The following is a 16,392-nucleotide window of genomic DNA, read 5'->3' on the forward strand; positions in this document are numbered from 1 at the left end:
CGCACGGCGCGACCAGGCCGGGGACCGGACCGGGGCGGGCCGCCGACGACCGGCCACAGTCCGGGGGAGCTGAAGGGACACCGTGAAAGAGCTGCGCATCAGGGTGCTGGCCGGCGTGTTCGTCGTCGCCGGAGTGCTGTCCTGGGCGGGCGCCCGCCTGTGGAACTCGGTGGGGACACTCCCCAGCGTCCCGCTGGCCGCCCCCATCGTCCTCGCCCTGATCGCGGCGGTCCTGCTGTCCACGGCGCTCTCGCTGCGCGCCCGCCTCAGAGCCCAGCGCGAGCGCCGCCCCGGCGCCAAGGGCGTCGACCCCCTGATGGCCGCCCGCGCGGTCGTCTTCGGCCAGGCCAGCGCCCTGGTGGCCGCCCTCGTCTCCGGGATGTACGGCGGTACCGGCGTCTTCCTGCTGGAACTCCTGGACATCCCCGCCCGCCGCGACCAGGCCCTCTACGCCGCCTTCTCCGTCCTCGCGGGCATCGCCGTGATAGGGGCCGCCATGTTCCTCGAACGCGTCTGCAAACTCCCCGAGGACGACGACGAGAACCCCCCGGGCGCGGAACCGGCGGCGTGAGCGGCCGCTCGAGGACCTGAGGCGCCCCAGCCGGCCCGCCGGGTCAGCGAGCCATGATGAGGCTCATCGCCTCGTTCCGCGTCGCCGCGTCCCTCAGCTGACCGCGCACCGCCGAGGTGAGGGTCTTCGCGCCGGGCTTGCGGATGCCGCGCATCGACATGCACATGTGCTCGCACTCGATGACCACGATCACGCCGCGCGGTTCGAGGATCTCCATCAGCGAGTCCGCGATCTGCGTGGTGAGTCGTTCCTGCACCTGGGGGCGGCGGGCGTAGACGTCCACCAGCCGGGCCAGCTTGGACAGCCCGGTGATCTTCCCGCTCACGGACGGGATGTACCCGACGTGGGCGACTCCCCTGAAGGGCACCAGATGATGCTCACAGGTGCTGTACACCTCGATGTCCTTCACCAGGACCATCTCGTCGTGCCCGAGGTCGAACGTGGTCGTCAGCACGTCCTCCGGCTTCTGCCACAGTCCCGCGAATATCTCCTTGTACGCCCGCGCCACCCGGCCCGGGGTTTCTCGGAGGCCCTCGCGGTCCGGGTCCTCGCCGACCGCGATGAGGAGTTCGCGTACGGCGTTCTCGGCGCGCTTCTCGTCGAACTCGCCGATGGGGCCCTCGCCGTCCAGCGTCACGGGGTCGGTCATCTGCAGCCTCGTTCCTGTGCTTGTCACGCGTGTGGGCCACGCGCCTCATCTGCGGACATACGGAAATGCCGCGTCCCCCAAGGCTAGAACCTTGGGGGACGCGGCATCCATTCCGGTCCGGTGGGACCACCGGGGCCCGGACAGTGAGCTCCGTCAGCTCTCGCGGCGGTCCTCGGGTGCCTGATCGGTGGCCGGGCCGCCGTGCTCCGTCGCCGTGGACTTGGCGGTGCTGATGGCCGGCGTAGCGCCGTTCGCACCGTTGGTCAGGGCCAGCTCCTTCGGGGAGAGGACCGGCGGGCGGGTGGACGGTGTGCGGCGGGAGGAACCGGTCCAGGCCGGCCGCGCCGGGCGCTTGACGATCTGCGCGAAGATCTCGGCGATCTCCTCCTTGCCGAGCGTCTCCTTCTCCAGCAGGGCCAGGACGAGGTTGTCGAGGACGTCGCGGTTCTCGACCAGGATCTCCCAGGCCTCGTTGTGCGCGTTCTCGATGAGCTTCTTGACTTCCTCGTCCACCAGCGCGGCGACCTCTTCCGAGTAGTCGCGCTGGTGAGCCATCTCACGTCCGAGGAACGGCTCGGTGTTGTCGCCGCCGAACTTGATCGCGCCGAGACGCTCGGTCATGCCGTACTGCGTGACCATGGCGCGGGCGGTGGCGGTGGCCTTCTCGATGTCGTTCGCCGCGCCCGTGGTCGGGTCGTGGAAGACGAGCTCCTCGGCCGCGCGGCCGCCCAGCATGTAGGCCAGCTGGTCCAGCATCTCGTTGCGCGTGGTGGAGTACTTGTCCTCGTCCGGCAGGACCATCGTGTAGCCGAGGGCACGGCCGCGCGACAGGATCGTGATCTTGTGGACCGGGTCGGAGTTCGGCGAGGCCGCCGCGACCAGGGCGTGACCGCCCTCGTGGTACGCGGTGATCTTCTTCTCCTTGTCCGACATGATCCGGGTCCGCTTCTGCGGGCCCGCGACCACGCGGTCGATCGCCTCGTCCAGCATCTGGTTGTCGATCAGACGCTTGTCGCTGCGGGCCGTGAGCAGCGCGGCCTCGTTCAGGACGTTGGAGAGGTCGGCGCCGGTGAAACCGGGGGTGCGGCGGGCGACGGCGGCCAGGTCGACGTCCGGCGCGACCGGCTTGCCCTTCTGGTGGACCTTGAGGATCTCCAGGCGGCCCTGCATGTCGGGGCGGTCGACCGCGATCTGGCGGTCGAAGCGGCCGGGACGCAGCAGCGCCGGGTCCAGGATGTCGGGCCGGTTCGTCGCGGCGATGAGGATCACGCCGCCCTTGACGTCGAAGCCGTCCATCTCGACGAGCAGCTGGTTCAGCGTCTGCTCGCGCTCGTCGTGACCGCCGCCGAGGCCGGCGCCGCGGTGGCGGCCGACCGCGTCGATCTCGTCGACGAAGACGATCGCCGGGGCGTTCGCCTTGGCCTGCTCGAACAGGTCACGGACCCGGGAGGCACCGACACCGACGAACATCTCGACGAAGTCGGAACCGGAGATCGAGTAGAACGGGACGCCGGCCTCGCCCGCGACGGCACGCGCGAGCAGGGTCTTGCCGGTGCCGGGCGGGCCGTAGAGCAGCACGCCCTTGGGGATCTTGGCGCCGACGGCCTGGAACTTGGCCGGCTCCTGCAGGAACTCCTTGATCTCGTGGAGCTCCTCGACGGCCTCGTCCGCACCCGCGACGTCCGTGAAGGTGGTCTTCGGGGTGTCCTTGGTGATGAGCTTGGCCTTGGACTTGCCGAAGTTCATGACCCGGGAGCCGCCGCCCTGCATCTGATTCATCAGGAACAGGAAGACGACCACGATGAGGACGAAGGGCAGCAGGGAGAGCAGCACGCCCAGGAAGGGGTTCTGCTTGGACGGCGACACCGTGTAGCCGTCGGGGATCTGCTTGTCCTGGTACTTGGTCTGCAGCGTGTTGGCGATGGTCACGCCCTGGTCGCCGATGTAGCTCGCCTGGATCTTCGAGCTGCCGTCGACCTTCTGGCCGTCCTTGAGCTCGACCTTGACGGTCTGCTCGTCGCCTGTGGTCAGCTTGGCCGACTGGACTCTGTTGTCATTGATCGCCGCCACGACCTGGCCGGTGTCAACCGTCTTGTAGCCGCCGGACGAGCCGACGACCTGCATCAACACGACCACGGCAAGGACGGCCAGCACGATCCACATGACCGGCCCACGGAAGTATCGCTTCACGTCCATCCATACGGAGCGGTGCCGCCCCGTCCCTCCTGCCATAGTGAGTTTGATAAGACAGTTCTTCTGACGGTACCCCAGCATTGTGGCCCGAAGCCGCACGGGAGGGCTGGCGTTCCCGTCTGCATCCTCCAACGGCCGGAGGGCCTCCGGGGTTCCCGATCACCGTAGTGAGGTTGGGCCCTTCGGGGTCATCCGCCGTAGACGTGGGGCGCGAGGGTACCGACGAACGGCAGGTTCCGGTACTTCTCGGCGTAGTCGAGGCCGTAGCCGACGACGAACTCGTTGGGGATGTCGAAGCCGACCCACTCCACGTCGATGGCGACCTTGGCGGCCTCCGGCTTGCGCAGCAGGGTGCACACCTTCAGCGAGGCGGGCTCGCGGGAGCCGAGGTTGGAGATCAGCCAGGACAGGGTCAGGCCGGAGTCGATGATGTCCTCGACGATCAGGACGTGCTTGCCCTTGATGTCGGTGTCGAGGTCCTTCAGGATCCGCACGACACCGGAGGACTGGGTGCCCGCCCCGTAGGAGCTGACGGCCATCCAGTCCATGGTGAGGGGGGTGGACAGTGCTCGGGCGAGGTCGGCCATGACCATCACCGCGCCCTTGAGGACGCCGACGATGAGCAGGTCCTTGCCCGCGTACTCCGCGTCGATCTTCGCGGCCAGGTCGGCCAGCTTCGCGTCGATCTCTTCCTTGGTGATGAGCACCTGCTTGAGGTCTGCACCCATGTCTTTCGCGTCCACCCGCATCACTTTCGGTCGTCCCGCACATGTGGCTCGCCGGGCCTCTCCGGGGAGGAGACCGGCCGCCCGGCACCTCCTCGGCGGAGAGGCCGGCCGCCTCCCGGGAGGGGAGGGATTCAGCCTTGCCGAATCACCAGTCTGCCACCCTGCCGCTGGGCGACGACCCGGCCGGGGAGGTTGATGGCCCCCTGACCGCGCCATCCGGTGATCAGCCGGTCGACTTCCTCGATGTGCCGGGCGAACAGCGAACCGGCCGGTGCGCCGGCCTCGATGGCGGCGCGGCGCAGGATGCGGCGGCGTACGGCGGGGGGCAGGGCGTACAGCTTGGCGCACTCCAGACGGCCGGCGGCGTCCTTGACGGAGGCCTCGGCCTGGCTGGCCCAGGCGTCGAGGGCGTCGGCGTCGTCGCGGGAGAGCTGGGCGGTGCGGGCGAGGGCCTCGACGACGCCCTTGCCGAGGGCCTTCTCCAGGGCGGGCAGGCCCTCGTGGCGGAGCCGGGACCGGGTGTAGGCGGGGTCGGCGTTGTGCGGGTCGTCCCAGACCGGCAGCGACTGGACCATGCAGGCCTTGCGGGCGGTCTGCCGGTCCAGGTGCAGGAACGGCCGGCGGTAGCGGCCGCCGGCCCCCGAGACCGCGGCCATGCCGGACAGGGAGCGGATGCCGGAGCCGCGGGCGAGGCCGAGCAGGACGGTTTCGGCTTGGTCGTCACGGGTGTGGCCGAGCAGGACGGCGGCGGCCGTGTGTCGTTCGGCGGCCGCGTCGAGGGCGGCGTAGCGGGCGTCGCGGGCGGCTGCCTCGGGGCCGCCGCCGCGGCCGACGGTCACGGCGACGGACTCGACCGGGTCCAGGCCGAGCTCGCGCATGCGCAGGGCGACCTCGTCGGCGCGCAGGTCGGAGCCGGGCTGCAGGCCGTGGTCGACGGTGATGCCGCCCGCGCGGACGCCCAGCTTGGGGGCCTCGAAGGCGAGGGCGGAGGCGAGGGCCATGGAGTCGGCGCCGCCGGAGCAGGCCACGAGGACGAGGGGCGACGGGGGGCGCTCGTGCGGGGCGGGCGGCGCGCCCTGCGGGGCCGGCAGCACGCGCCGCGGGGGCTGCTCGCGCCGCGGGCCGTGCAGTGCCTTCGCGGGCCGCGCGGGCGGCAGTCCGGCGGGGGACGAGGCTTGCTCGTCGAGGATGTCGTGGAGGACGCGGCGCACCGCCAGGCGTATCGCCGCGACCGCAGGATGGGGACCCATGTCCGGTTCCCTTCACGGAGTTTTCGGGGGGTGAGCCCGAAGTTCGGTCACTCAGAGTATGTAGATGGTGACAGAAACGGGCCGTTCCCCGAGCATTGCACGCCTACCCATCGCTCACGGTCCCTCGGACGGGTGATTGGCGGGGCGTTCGCCTGCCGACGGCCGGATCGGGTTCACGAAGTTCGAACGTTTCTCACGACTCGGCCCTGCGGTGCACCCGTGCGATCCAGTCCGCCGGCTTGGCGATCTCCGCCTTCGTCGGAAGGGTGTTCGGGGACGTCCACACGCGGTTGAAGCCGTCCATGCCGACCTCGTCGACGACCGCGCGGACGAAGCGCTCGCCGTCGCGGTACTGGCGCAGCTTGGCGTCCAGGCCGAGGAGCTTGCGCAGGGCCAGGTCGAGGCGGGAGGCGCCCTTGGCGCGGCGCTGCTGGAACTTCTCGCGGATCTCCGCGACGCTCTGTACGACGTCCGGGCCGACGCCGTCCATCACGAAGTCGGCGTGGCCCTCCAGCAGGGACATCACGGCGGTGAGGCGGCCGAGGATCTCCCGCTGGGCCGGCGACTGGACCATCTCGACGAGGGACCGGCCGCCGTCGCCCTCCTCGCCCTCGGGGCGGCCGCCGGCGAGCGACTGGGCGGCCTCCCGGATGCGCTCCAGGAAGGCCATGGGGTCGACGTCCGTCTCCGCCAAGAACGACTGGATTTCGCCCTCGAGGTGGTCGCGCAGCCAGGGCACGGCGGTGAACTGCGTGCGGTGCGTCTCCTCGTGCAGGCACACCCAGAGGCGGAAGTCGTGGGGCTCGACGTCGAGCTCGCGTTCGACGTGGACGATGTTCGGGGCGACGAGCAGCAGCCGGCCGCCGCCGTTCTGGCCGGCGGGCAGGTCGCGGGCGGAGGGGGCGAAGGTCTCGTACTGGCCGAGGACGCGGGAGGCGAGGAAGGACAGCAGCATCCCGAGTTCGACGCCGGTGACCTTGCCGCCGACGGCGCCGAGGACCGAGCCGCCGGCGGTGCCGCCGCGCCGCTCCTGCATCTTCTCCAGCAGGGGCCTGAGGATCTCGCGGAACCCGGCGACGTTCGCCCGCACCCAGCCGGGGCGGTCGACCACCAGCACCGGGGTGTCGTGGATCTCGTCGGTGCCCAGACGAGTGAAGCCCCGGACGTGTTCCTCCGAGGCCTTGGCATGTCGGCGCAGCTCCGCGACGACGGCCCGGGCCTCGTCGCGGGTCACCTCGGGGCCCGGCCGCAGGAGCCGGGTCGCGGTCGCCACCGCGAGGTTCCAGTCGATCATCCCGGAAGATGCGGCACCACCGATGCTCGTCATGCGTCAACGGTACGTGAGCGCCGCCGCTTGGGGCAGGCCGCGAAGTCCGGCCCCGGGGGCGGGGCCGGGCCACGGCGTCAGCGGCAGCCGCAGGACGCCAGTGCCGTCGCGGTGCGGTCCAGGGCCGACTGGGCGGCCGCCGGGGCGGTGGTGTTCTCCGTGAGGAAGGCGAAGGCCAGGAGGCGGCCGTCCTGGTCGACGACGGTGCCCGCGAGGGTGTTGACGCCCGTCAGGGTCCCGGTCTTGGCGCGTACGAGACCTGCCGCGCCGTCCGCGTAGCGGCCGCTCAGGGTGCCGGTGAAGCCGGCGACCGGGAGGCCGGTGAGGACGGGGCGCAGATCGGGCCGGGTCGGGTCGCCGGCCTTCGTCAGCAGGGCGGTGAGCAGGTCCGCCGTCAGCTTGTCGGCGCGGTTCAGACCGCTGCCGTCGTGGAAGACGGCGCCCCCGAGGGGGAGATGGAGCTTGTCGAGTTCGGTGGCGATCGCGGCGGCACCGCCGTCGAAGTCGGCCCGCCCGCCGGTGGCGACGGCGGTCTGGCGGGCCAGGGCCTCCGCGATGTCGTTGTCGCTGTTGGTGAGCATGCGCTCGACCACGGCGGACAGCGGTGGCGAGGTGACCGCCGCCAGGGTCTGCGCGCGGGCCGTCGCCTTGGAGGGGCCGGGGGCGGTGGTCGCGATGCCGCGGCCGGCCAGCAGGCGGGCGAAGGTGCGGGCCGCGTCCGGCGCCGGTTCCGCCGCGCGGGGCGCGGGGCCGCCGGCCGAGTCGTCGGTGCGCGCCTCGTCGGCCATCAGCGCGCTGACCGGGGCGAGGTTTTCGTTGACGCCGATGGGGTGCAGTTCGGGGCCGGCGTACAGGGTGGTGTCGTACGAGAGGGTCACCTTGCTCACGCCGCGCTTCTTCAGGGCCGTCGCCGTCCTGTCGGCGAGGGTGCGCAGGCTCGCCCAGCCGCCGGCGTCCTTGCGGGCGGTGAGCGTGGGGTCGCCGCCGCCGACGAGGACGAGTTCGCCGGTGCCGGGTTCGAGGGCGGTGCGGGTGGTGAGGCGGTGGTCGGCGCCGAGCGCGGACAGGGCGGCGACGGCGGTGGCGATCTTCGTGGTGGAGGCGGGGGTGAGCGCGTCGCCGGAGTTCTCGCCGTAGAGCCGCCGGCCGGTGGCGACGTCGACGACCTCGGCGGTGTGGTGGGTGCCGAGCGCCGGGTCCCCCAGGAGCGGGCCGAGGACGTCGGCGAGGGCCGGTCCGGCGGGGGCCGACTTCACGACGGCGCCGGTGCGGCCGAGGCCCACGAGGACGGCGGCGGCGCTGGGGGCCGGCCGCGGCCCGCCGGACCAGGTGCCGGTCGACGTATCGGACGTATCGGAACCGCGGCCGTGATCTGTGCCACCCGCGCGTTCCCGGGCGGCTGCCCAGTCCCGCTCGGCCGTACGCTGACCGGAGGAGTCCCAGGGACCCGCGGCGGTGACCACACCGGCGGCCAGCGCCAGCCCGGCGGTGGCGGCGCCCGCGGTGTACCGCCAGGCCTTCGGCACGGCGAGCCGTGGCCCAACGGCCTGCGTGAGCCGCGCGACCCGTGGTTCCACGGCCCGCGTGACCCGCGTGACCCGCGGTTTCACGGCCCGCGCGGCCCGTACGAGGTGCGGTCGCGCGACCCGCGCGACCCGCGCCAGACGCGGCCTCGCGGCACGCCAGGCCCTCAGCTCCGGCACGACCACCAGCCCCTTTCGCGATCACACACGTGCGTGAGGGACACTTAACCACCAGAACTATGTGTTGATCATGGAGGAGCCACCGGTGGAGTTCGACGTCACGATCGAGATTCCGAAGGGTTCGCGGAACAAGTACGAGGTGGACCACGAGACCGGTCGGATCCGCCTGGACCGTCGACTCTTCACCTCGACCAGCTACCCGGCCGACTACGGCTTCGTCGAGAACACCCTCGGCGAGGACGGCGACCCGCTGGACGCGCTGGTGATCCTGGACGAGCCGACGTTCCCCGGCTGCCTCATCAAGTGCCGCGCGATCGGCATGTTCCGGATGACGGACGAGGCCGGCGGCGACGACAAGCTGCTGTGCGTGCCGGCGTCCGACCCCCGGGTCGAGCACCTGCGGGACATCCACCACGTGTCGGAGTTCGACCGTCTGGAGATCCAGCACTTCTTCGAGGTCTACAAGGACCTGGAGCCCGGCAAGTCCGTCGAGGGCGCCAACTGGGTCGGCCGCACCGACGCGGAGGCCGAGATCGAGCGTTCCGTCAAGCGCGCCCAGGAGCACGGCGGTCACTGATCCGCGCACTGCCGCCGGGCCGCGTGCCCCCTACGGGGGTGGCGCGGCCCTTCGGCCTGCCCGTGCGCATACTGAGGCTTACGGAAGGTGTCGTTCAGGGAGCGTTGCCCAGTGAAGGATGCGGAGGACCGCAAGCCGCAGTCGGACCAGGCGAGGAGCGTGTTCAGGGCTCCCGCGGCGGCGTCGGTGGCCCCGGTCGTCGAGGGCGAGTCGTCCACGACGTCCGAGTTCGCACTGCCCGAGGGGCTGGCCGCCCCCAGAGCCGGCGGCGGTGAGTCCGAGACCACCTCGGAGTTCGCGCTCCCCAAGGGGCTCGGCGTCCCGCAGACGCCGGGCGCGGAGACCGAGGGGTCCGCGTTCAGCCCGCCGAGCACCTACAGCGCCTGGCAGCCTCCCGCCTTCACCCCGCCGAACGGCATCCCCGTGGTCAGCCTGACCAAGGACGTGCCCTGGCAGGACCGGATGCGCACGATGCTGCGCATGCCGGTGGCCGAGCGCCCGGCGCTGGAGCCGGTGCACAAGACGGAGGACGGCGGCCCGGCCGTCCCGCGCGTCCTCGACCTGACCCTGCGTATAGGCGAGCTGCTGCTCGCGGGCGGTGAGGGCGCCGAGGACGTCGAGGCGGCGATGTTCGCGGTGTGCCGGTCCTACGGGCTGGACCGCTGCGAGCCCACCGTCACCTTCACGCTGCTGTCGGTCACCTACCAGCCGTCCCTGGTCGACGACCCCGTGACGGCGTCCCGGACGGTGCGCCGACGGGGCACCGACTACACGCGCCTGGCGGCCGTGTTCCGGCTCGTCGACGACCTCAGCGACCCGGAGACCCATGTCTCCCTGGAGGAGGCCTACCGGCGGCTCGCCGAGATCCGCCGCAACCGGCACCCCTACCCCGGCTGGGCCCTGACCGGGGCGGCCGGGCTGCTCGCGGCGGCGGCCGCCGTGCTCGTCGGCGGTGGCCTGCTCGTCTTCGTCACGGCCGCGATCGGCGCGATGCTCGGCGACCGGCTGGCGTGGCTGTGCGCGGGGCGCGGGCTGCCGGAGTTCTACCAGTTCACGGTCGCCGCGATGCCGCCGGCGGCGCTCGGCGTCGCGATCACGGCGACGCACGTCGACGTGAACGCCTCCGCGGTCATCACCGGTGGGCTGTTCGCGCTGCTGCCGGGACGGGCGCTGGTGGCGGGCGTGCAGGACGGCCTGACCGGCTTCTACATCACCGCCTCCGCGCGCCTGCTGGAGGTCATGTACTTCTTCGTCGGCATCGTCACCGGCGTGCTGGTGGTCCTGTACTTCGGTGTGAAGGTGGGCGCCCAGCTGAACCCCGACACGGCGATGGGCATCAGCGAGCGGCCGTTGCTGCAGATCATCGCGTCGATGCTGCTGTCGCTGACCTTCGCGGTGCTGCTCCAGCAGGAGCGGTCCACCGTGCTCCTGGTGACGCTCAACGGCGGTGTCGCGTGGTCGGTGTACGGCGCGATGCACTACGTCGGCGACCTGTCGCCGGTGGCCTCGACGGCGGCCGCGGCGGGCCTGGTCGGACTGTTCGGGCAGCTGCTGTCCCGGTACCGGTTCGCCTCGGCGCTGCCCTACACGACCGCGGCGATCGGTCCGCTGCTGCCCGGTTCGGCGACGTACTTCGGGCTGTTGTCCATCGCCCAGAACAACGTCGACAAGGGGCTGGTGTTCCTGGCCAAGGCGGTGTCCCTGGCCATGGCGATCGCGATCGGCGTGAACCTCGGGTCGGAGATCTCGCGGCTGTTCCTCAGGCTGCCGGGCGGCGTCGCCGCGGGGCGGCGGGCGGCCAAGCGTACGCGAGGCTTCTGAGGCCCCTCGGGCCTACGGGTCCCGAGGGGGCTCAGCGGGTCGGAGGCTTCAGGGAGCGCGGTAGTAGCCCTGGTCGTACGGGTACTGCTGCTGGTCGCGGCCCGGGTCCCGGTCCTGGCGCGGGTTCTGGCTCTGGCCCGGGGCCCGGTCCTGGCTCGGGTTCTGCCCGTGGGCGCCGCCCGGCCGGGCGTCGTACGGCTGCTGGGGGTACCGCTGGTCCGGGTACTGCTGGTGCGAGGGGTACTGCGGCTGCTGCTGGGGGTACTGCGGCTGCTGGTGCTGCCCCTGCTGGCCGCCGTCGTAGTACCGCTGGTCGTAGGCGCCGTAGTGCTGCGGCTCCTGGGGGTACTGCTGAGGCTGGTGGGGCTGGTGCTGCTGCTGGGGGCCGCCGTAGCCGTGCTCCCGGCCCTGGCCCTGGCCCTGGCCCTGGACCCGGCCCTGCTCCTGGTAGGACGGCTCGACGCGGCGCAGCCGGGTCGTCGCGTCGTCCATGACCGGCTGTCCGGCCGGCTGCTGCTGGTACGGGGCGGCCGGCTCCTGCGGGTTCTTCTTCGCCTTGGAGCGGGCGCGCAGGAACTCGATGGCGATCGGGACCACCGAGACGAGGACGATCAGGATGAGGATCGCCTCGATGTTCTGCTTGACGAAGGGGATGTTGCCCAGCCAGGAGCCGAGCAGGGTGACGCCCGCGCCCCACAGGACGCCGCCGATGACGTTGAAGACCAGGAACGAGCGGTACCTCATGCCGCTGACGCCCGCGACGATCGGCGTGAAGGTGCGCACGATCGGCACGAAACGGGCCAGCACCAGGGACTTCGGACCGTACTTCTCGAAGAACTCGTGCGCCTTGGTGACGTTCTCCTGCTTGAACAGGCGGGAGTCCGGGCGGTTGAAGAGGGACGGGCCCACCTTCTTGCCGAACATGTAGCCCGCCTGGTCGCCGAGGATCGCGGCGACGCAGATCAGGGCGATCGCGCCCCACAGCGGGAAGTCCATCTGGTGCGAGGTGATCAGCAGACCGCAGGTGAACAGCAGGGAGTCGCCCGGCAGGAAGAAGCCGATGAGCAGCCCGGACTCGGCGAAGACAATGAGGAGCAGGCCCCAGATGCCGAACGTGTCGAGGAGGTGGTTCGGATCGAGCCAGCTCGGGCCGAGGGCAAGCGTCATCACGGTTCCGGGCTCCTGAGGGGGTGGGAGGTACGGCGTCGGGGGTGCGGCCGCACAAAGCTATCAACGGATGGTGTACGGAACGGGTTCCACATGTGCCGACCAGGATGCACGGCCGCCCGCCCTGACCCAAGCTGAGAACCATGGGAATCGAGGATTACGGCGGCGGCCAGGGCCCCCACCCGGCGGTGCTGGTCGTGACCACGAACGACGTGCCCGGCTTCCGTGTGCAGCAGGTCATCGGCGAGGTCTTCGGCCTGACCGTGCGGTCCCGGCACCTGGGCAGCCAGATCGGCGCGGGTCTGAAGTCGATGATCGGGGGCGAGCTCAAGGGGCTCACCAAGACGCTGGTGCAGACCCGCAACCAGGCCATGGAGCGGCTCGTGGAGCAGGCACGCGCGCGGGGCGCCGACGCGGTGCTGGCGTTCCGCTTCGACGTGAGCGAGGCGGCGGACGTGGGCACCGAGGTCTGCGCGTACGGCACGGCGGTGGTCCTGGCCCGGGAGTGACCCGCACGGGGCTCCCAGGCCGAGGTCCTGGACGGGGTTCTGGGCCGGACTCCCGGGCCGGGTCCCTGGACGGGGTTCCGGGCCCGGAGTCGCGGGCCTGCGCGGTCCCGGGCCGCGGTCGCGGGGTCCGGGTCAGGAGCCGTGCCGGTCCGCGTTGGCGAGGATCGCCCCCTTGAGGTGCTCGGCGAGACCCGGACGCATCGCGTCGTAGAACGCCTTGAAGCGCTCGTCGGCGACGTACATCCCGGCCAGGCACCGGTGCATGTCGTACGGGCACTCGTAGAACCAGCGGGAGATGTGCCGCCGGTGCTCCTCGGCCAGGTCCATGGCAGCCTCGCCGGTGGGCGGCCCGCCCGCGGCCACCACGTCCGCGTAGCGCGCGTACCAGGCGTCGGACTCGGCCTGCATCCGCTGCCAGTCGTCCTTGGTGTAGCGGGCCGCCCGGCGCTGCGACTCGGCGTACGCCTCCGTGCCGCCCCAGCGCCGCTCCGTCTCCTCGGCGTACTGCTCGGGGTCGTTGTCCCCGAAGACCTCGAACCGCTCCTCGGGCGTGAGGTTGATGCCCATTCTGCGTGCCTCCATGGCGTGCTCCACGGCCGCCGCCATCTTCTGCAGTCTCTCGATCCGGGCGATCAGCACCTCGTGCCGGCGGCGCAGCTGCGCGCGCGGGTCCACGTCCGGGTCGTCGAGCAGCGCGGCGACCTCCTCGAGCGGGAAGCCGAGCTCCCGGTAGAACAGGATCCGCTGCAGCCGGTCGAGGTCGGCGTCGGTGTAGCGCCGGTGCCCCGCGTGGCTGCGCTCACCGGGGACCAGCAGGCCGATGCCGTCGTAGTGGTGCAGGGTGCGCACCGTCACCCCGGCGAAGCCGGCGACCTGTCCCACGGAGTAGCTCACTTCCGCTCCCTTCTCGTTCCGCCCTCCACGCTGCGCCCTCACGCGGCGTGAGGTGCAAGCCCGTTCGGCCTCCGGGGCGGGATTCCCTCCGGATGTTGGGCGGCATTTGTCCGCTTATCGTGAGCGCGTGACCCAGGACACCGCTCAGCAGGCCGCCGGCACCCCGGCGGCCCCGGCACGCGTCCTGCTGACGATGCTCGTGCCCGCCTTCGTCGTCGGGGTCGCCGCGAGCCTGCTGCTCCTCCTGGTGAGCGGGGTGGCGGAGCGGTTGCAGCGGGTGCTGTGGGGGAACCTGCCCGGGGCGCTCGGGGTCGGGCCGTACTCGGTGGCCTGGATGCTCATCATGCTCACCGCGACCGGCGTGGCGGTGGGGCTGGTGGTGTGGAAGGTGCCGGGCCACGCGGGTCCCGACCCGGCCACCCTGGGCCTCACGGCCGCCCCGATGGCGCCGCGTGTGCTCCCCGGTCTGCTGCTGGCGGCCGTCCTGATGCTGGCGGGCGGTCCCAGCCTGGGTCCGGAGAACCCGATCATCGCGGTCAACGTCGGGCTCGCGTTCTGGGCCGGGCGCAGGCTGCTGCCCCGGGTGCCGGGCGCCGCGTGGGCCGCGCTGGCGGAGGCGGCGACGATCGGCGCCCTGTTCGGCACGCCGGTGGCGGCCGCGCTGGTGATCTCCGAGGCACTGGCCGGGCGGCCGGTGAAGGGGGCGCTGTGGGACAACGTCTTCGCGCCGCTGGCGGCCGCGGCCGTGGGCTCCATGACCGCCACCCTGGTGGCCCATCCGAGCCTCGACCTGCGTCTGCCCGAGTTCGGCGAGCCCGCCTGGAAGGACCTGCTGTCGGTGCTGGTGGTCGCGCCCCTGGCGGCCGTGCTCGGCATGTGCGCCGTGTACGTCTTTCCGTACGTCCACCGGGCCTTCGGGCGCCTCGGGCACCCGATGCTGGCCCTGCCGGCCGGCGGGCTGGTCCTGGGTCTGCTGGGGGCGCTCGGCGGTCCGCTGACGCTCTTCAAGGGGCTGTCCGAGGTGGCGGAGCTGGCGCGCAACCCCGACGGCTGGACGGCGGGCCGGTTCGCCCTCATGGCGGTGGTCAAGCTGGCGGCGCTGGTCGTCGCGGCGGCCTGCGGCTTCCGCGGCGGCCGGATCTTCCCGGCCATCTTCATCGGCACGGCGCTCGGCCTGTGCGCCCATGCCCTGGTGCCCGCGGTGCATCCCGCGCCGGGCGTGGCGTCCGCCGTTCTGGGCATCCTCCTGGCCACCACCCGGCAGGGCTGGCTCAGCCTGTTCACGGCCGCGGTCCTCGTGGCCTCGCCGATGATCCTGACCCTGCTCTGCGTCGCCTCGCTGCCGGCCTGGCTGCTGGTGACCGGACGGCCGAAGATGCAGCTGAAGGGGGACGGTACGGCGATGTCGTGAACCCCCTTGTCCGTAGCCCCCGTTGCTCTCTCGACCCTTGCTCTTTCGGCTCCTTGCCCTCTCGCCCCTCGACCCCGTGAATCCCCGCTCCTCCAGGAGGACCGTTCATGCCGCTCCACCACGGCCATCGCAAGCGCGACGAACGCCCCGTGTCCGTCAACCCCTTCTACGGCGAGGCGAACCCGGTCGGCGACATGACCGAGGCCCCGTCCAAACACCGGCTGCCGGACGCCCCGATGGCGCCCACGACGGCGCATCAGCTCGTGCACGACGAGCTGATGCTGGACGGCAACTCCCGCCTGAACCTGGCCACCTTCGTCACCACCTGGATGGAGCCGCAGGCCGGGCAGCTGATGGCGGAGTGCCGCGACAAGAACATGATCGACAAGGACGAGTACCCGCGCACCGCCGAGCTGGAGCGGCGCTGCGTGGCCATGCTCGCCCATCTGTGGAACGCGCCGGACCCGGAGGCGGCCGTGGGCTGTTCGACGACCGGGTCGAGCGAGGCGTGCATGCTCGCCGGGATGGCGCTCAAGCGGCGCTGGGCGCGGCGCAACGGCGACCGGTACCCGGGCAGGGACGCCCGCCCGAACCTCGTCATGGGCGTCAACGTGCAGGTCTGCTGGGAGAAGTTCTGCGCCTTCTGGGAGGTGGAGGCCCGCCAGGTCCCCATGGAGGGCGACCGGTTCCACCTCGATCCGCAGGCCGCCGCCGACCTGTGCGACGAGAACACCATCGGTGTCGTCGGCATCCTCGGCTCCACCTTCGACGGCTCCTACGAGCCGATCGCGGACCTGTGCGCGGCCCTGGACGCCCTGCAGGAGCGCACCGGCCTCGACATCCCGGTGCACGTCGACGGCGCCTCGGGCGCGATGATCGCGCCCTTCCTCGACGAGGACCTGGAATGGGACTTCCGCCTCCCGCGCGTGGCCTCGATCAACACCTCGGGGCACAAGTACGGACTGGTCTACCCGGGTGTCGGCTGGGCGCTGTGGCGCGACAAGGAGGCGCTGCCCGAGGAGCTGGTCTTCCGGGTCAACTACCTGGGCGGCGACATGCCGACCTTCGCGCTCAACTTCTCCCGGCCGGGCGCGCAGGTCGTCGCGCAGTACTACACGTTCCTGCGCCTGGGCCGCGAGGGCTTCCGGCTGGTGCAGCAGTCCACCCGGAACGTGGCGCGCGGACTCGCCGAACGCATCGAGGCACTCGGCGACTTCGAGCTGCTCACCAGGGGCGACGAGCTGCCGGTGTTCGCGTTCACGACCGCCCCCGACGTCGAGGCGTACGACGTCTTCGACGTCTCCCGGCGGCTGCGGGAAAGCGGCTGGCTGGTGCCGGCCTACACCTTCCCCGCGAACCGGGAGGACCTCTCGGTGCTGCGGGTGGTGTGCCGCAACGGCTTCTCCGTCGACCTCGCGGACCTGTTCCTGGACGACCTGAACCGGCTGCTGCCGGAGCTGCGCCGGCAGCCGCACCCGATGACCCGGGACCGGCAGGCGGCGACCGGCTTCCACCACTGACCGCCGCCGACTGCCACTGATCTCCGCCGACGGCACTGACCACCGACGACCGTCACCGGCCACCGAGCGCCG

At 71.8% G+C, this 16,392-nt stretch carries 14 protein-coding genes; 6 read left to right on the plus strand and 8 right to left on the minus strand.

Annotated features, from left to right (window positions below; all coding sequences use genetic code 11):
- Positions 1–82 precede the first annotated feature (82 nt).
- Positions 83–571, plus strand: a complete 489-nt coding sequence (locus ACIQ9G_RS18030; protein ID WP_403610210.1) for a DUF3180 domain-containing protein — start codon at positions 83–85, stop codon at positions 569–571.
- A gap of 43 nt (positions 572–614) precedes the next feature.
- On the opposite strand, the gene folE is transcribed toward ACIQ9G_RS18030, so the two are convergent.
- The 6 genes from folE to dacB form a co-directional block, all read right to left on the minus strand.
- The gene (folE, locus tag ACIQ9G_RS18035) at positions 615–1,220 is read right to left on the minus strand and encodes a GTP cyclohydrolase I FolE (RefSeq protein WP_403610212.1); all 606 of its coding nucleotides are present in this window, start codon (positions 1,218–1,220) and stop codon (positions 615–617) included.
- 153 nt (positions 1,221–1,373) lie between these two features.
- On the minus strand, positions 1,374–3,416 hold the full coding sequence (ftsH, locus tag ACIQ9G_RS18040; RefSeq protein ID WP_403610214.1) for an ATP-dependent zinc metalloprotease FtsH: 2,043 nt from the start codon (positions 3,414–3,416) through the stop codon (positions 1,374–1,376).
- A gap of 185 nt (positions 3,417–3,601) precedes the next feature.
- On the minus strand, positions 3,602–4,162 hold the full coding sequence (gene hpt / locus ACIQ9G_RS18045) for a hypoxanthine phosphoribosyltransferase (RefSeq protein ID WP_403610217.1): 561 nt from the start codon (positions 4,160–4,162) through the stop codon (positions 3,602–3,604).
- A 110-nt stretch (positions 4,163–4,272) separates the two neighbouring features.
- Positions 4,273–5,391, minus strand: coding sequence for a tRNA lysidine(34) synthetase TilS (tilS, locus tag ACIQ9G_RS18050; RefSeq protein WP_403610219.1), 1,119 nt, complete (start codon positions 5,389–5,391; stop codon positions 4,273–4,275).
- A 193-nt stretch (positions 5,392–5,584) separates the two neighbouring features.
- Positions 5,585–6,718 (minus strand): zinc-dependent metalloprotease, encoded by a 1,134-nt coding sequence (locus ACIQ9G_RS18055; protein ID WP_403610222.1) that lies wholly within the window; start codon positions 6,716–6,718, stop codon positions 5,585–5,587.
- A 77-nt stretch (positions 6,719–6,795) separates the two neighbouring features.
- Positions 6,796–8,427 carry a D-alanyl-D-alanine carboxypeptidase/D-alanyl-D-alanine-endopeptidase gene (dacB, locus tag ACIQ9G_RS18060; protein ID WP_403610225.1) on the minus strand — a complete coding sequence of 544 codons (1,632 nt, stop codon included), beginning with the start codon at positions 8,425–8,427 and terminating at the stop codon, positions 6,796–6,798.
- Between the two features lie 79 nt (positions 8,428–8,506).
- Between dacB and ACIQ9G_RS18065 the strand changes: the two genes are divergently transcribed.
- Positions 8,507–8,998: an inorganic diphosphatase gene (locus tag ACIQ9G_RS18065; RefSeq protein WP_356190816.1), complete on the plus strand. Its 492-nt coding sequence runs from the start codon at positions 8,507–8,509 to the stop codon at positions 8,996–8,998.
- Between the two features lie 111 nt (positions 8,999–9,109).
- Positions 9,110–10,819 (plus strand): threonine/serine exporter ThrE family protein, encoded by a 1,710-nt coding sequence (locus ACIQ9G_RS18070; RefSeq protein WP_403610228.1) that lies wholly within the window; start codon positions 9,110–9,112, stop codon positions 10,817–10,819.
- Between the two features lie 48 nt (positions 10,820–10,867).
- Here the strand turns inward: ACIQ9G_RS18070 and ACIQ9G_RS18075 are convergent, their stop codons facing one another.
- Complete coding sequence (locus tag ACIQ9G_RS18075) at positions 10,868–11,989, minus strand: DedA family protein (protein ID WP_403610231.1); 1,122 nt, start codon at positions 11,987–11,989, stop codon at positions 10,868–10,870.
- Between the two features lie 140 nt (positions 11,990–12,129).
- Between ACIQ9G_RS18075 and ACIQ9G_RS18080 the strand changes: the two genes are divergently transcribed.
- Positions 12,130–12,495: a YbjQ family protein gene (locus ACIQ9G_RS18080; protein WP_403610233.1), complete on the plus strand. Its 366-nt coding sequence runs from the start codon at positions 12,130–12,132 to the stop codon at positions 12,493–12,495.
- 132 nt (positions 12,496–12,627) lie between these two features.
- On the opposite strand, the gene ACIQ9G_RS18085 is transcribed toward ACIQ9G_RS18080, so the two are convergent.
- Positions 12,628–13,389: a MerR family transcriptional regulator gene (locus tag ACIQ9G_RS18085; RefSeq protein ID WP_403610236.1), complete on the minus strand. Its 762-nt coding sequence runs from the start codon at positions 13,387–13,389 to the stop codon at positions 12,628–12,630.
- Positions 13,390–13,516: 127 nt separating this feature from the next.
- Here ACIQ9G_RS18085 and ACIQ9G_RS18090 point away from each other — a divergent pair, with 127 nt between their 5' ends.
- A complete protein-coding gene (locus tag ACIQ9G_RS18090; protein WP_403610239.1) occupies positions 13,517–14,800 on the plus strand; it encodes an ion channel protein in 1,284 nt (427 codons plus the stop codon).
- Positions 14,801–14,907: 107 nt separating this feature from the next.
- Complete coding sequence (locus ACIQ9G_RS18095) at positions 14,908–16,320, plus strand: glutamate decarboxylase (RefSeq protein WP_403610242.1); 1,413 nt, start codon at positions 14,908–14,910, stop codon at positions 16,318–16,320.
- Positions 16,321–16,392 lie beyond the last annotated feature (72 nt).

The organism is Streptomyces sp. NPDC096152 (assembly GCF_044763235.1).
Taxonomy (GTDB): Bacteria; Actinomycetota; Actinomycetes; order Streptomycetales; family Streptomycetaceae; genus Streptomyces.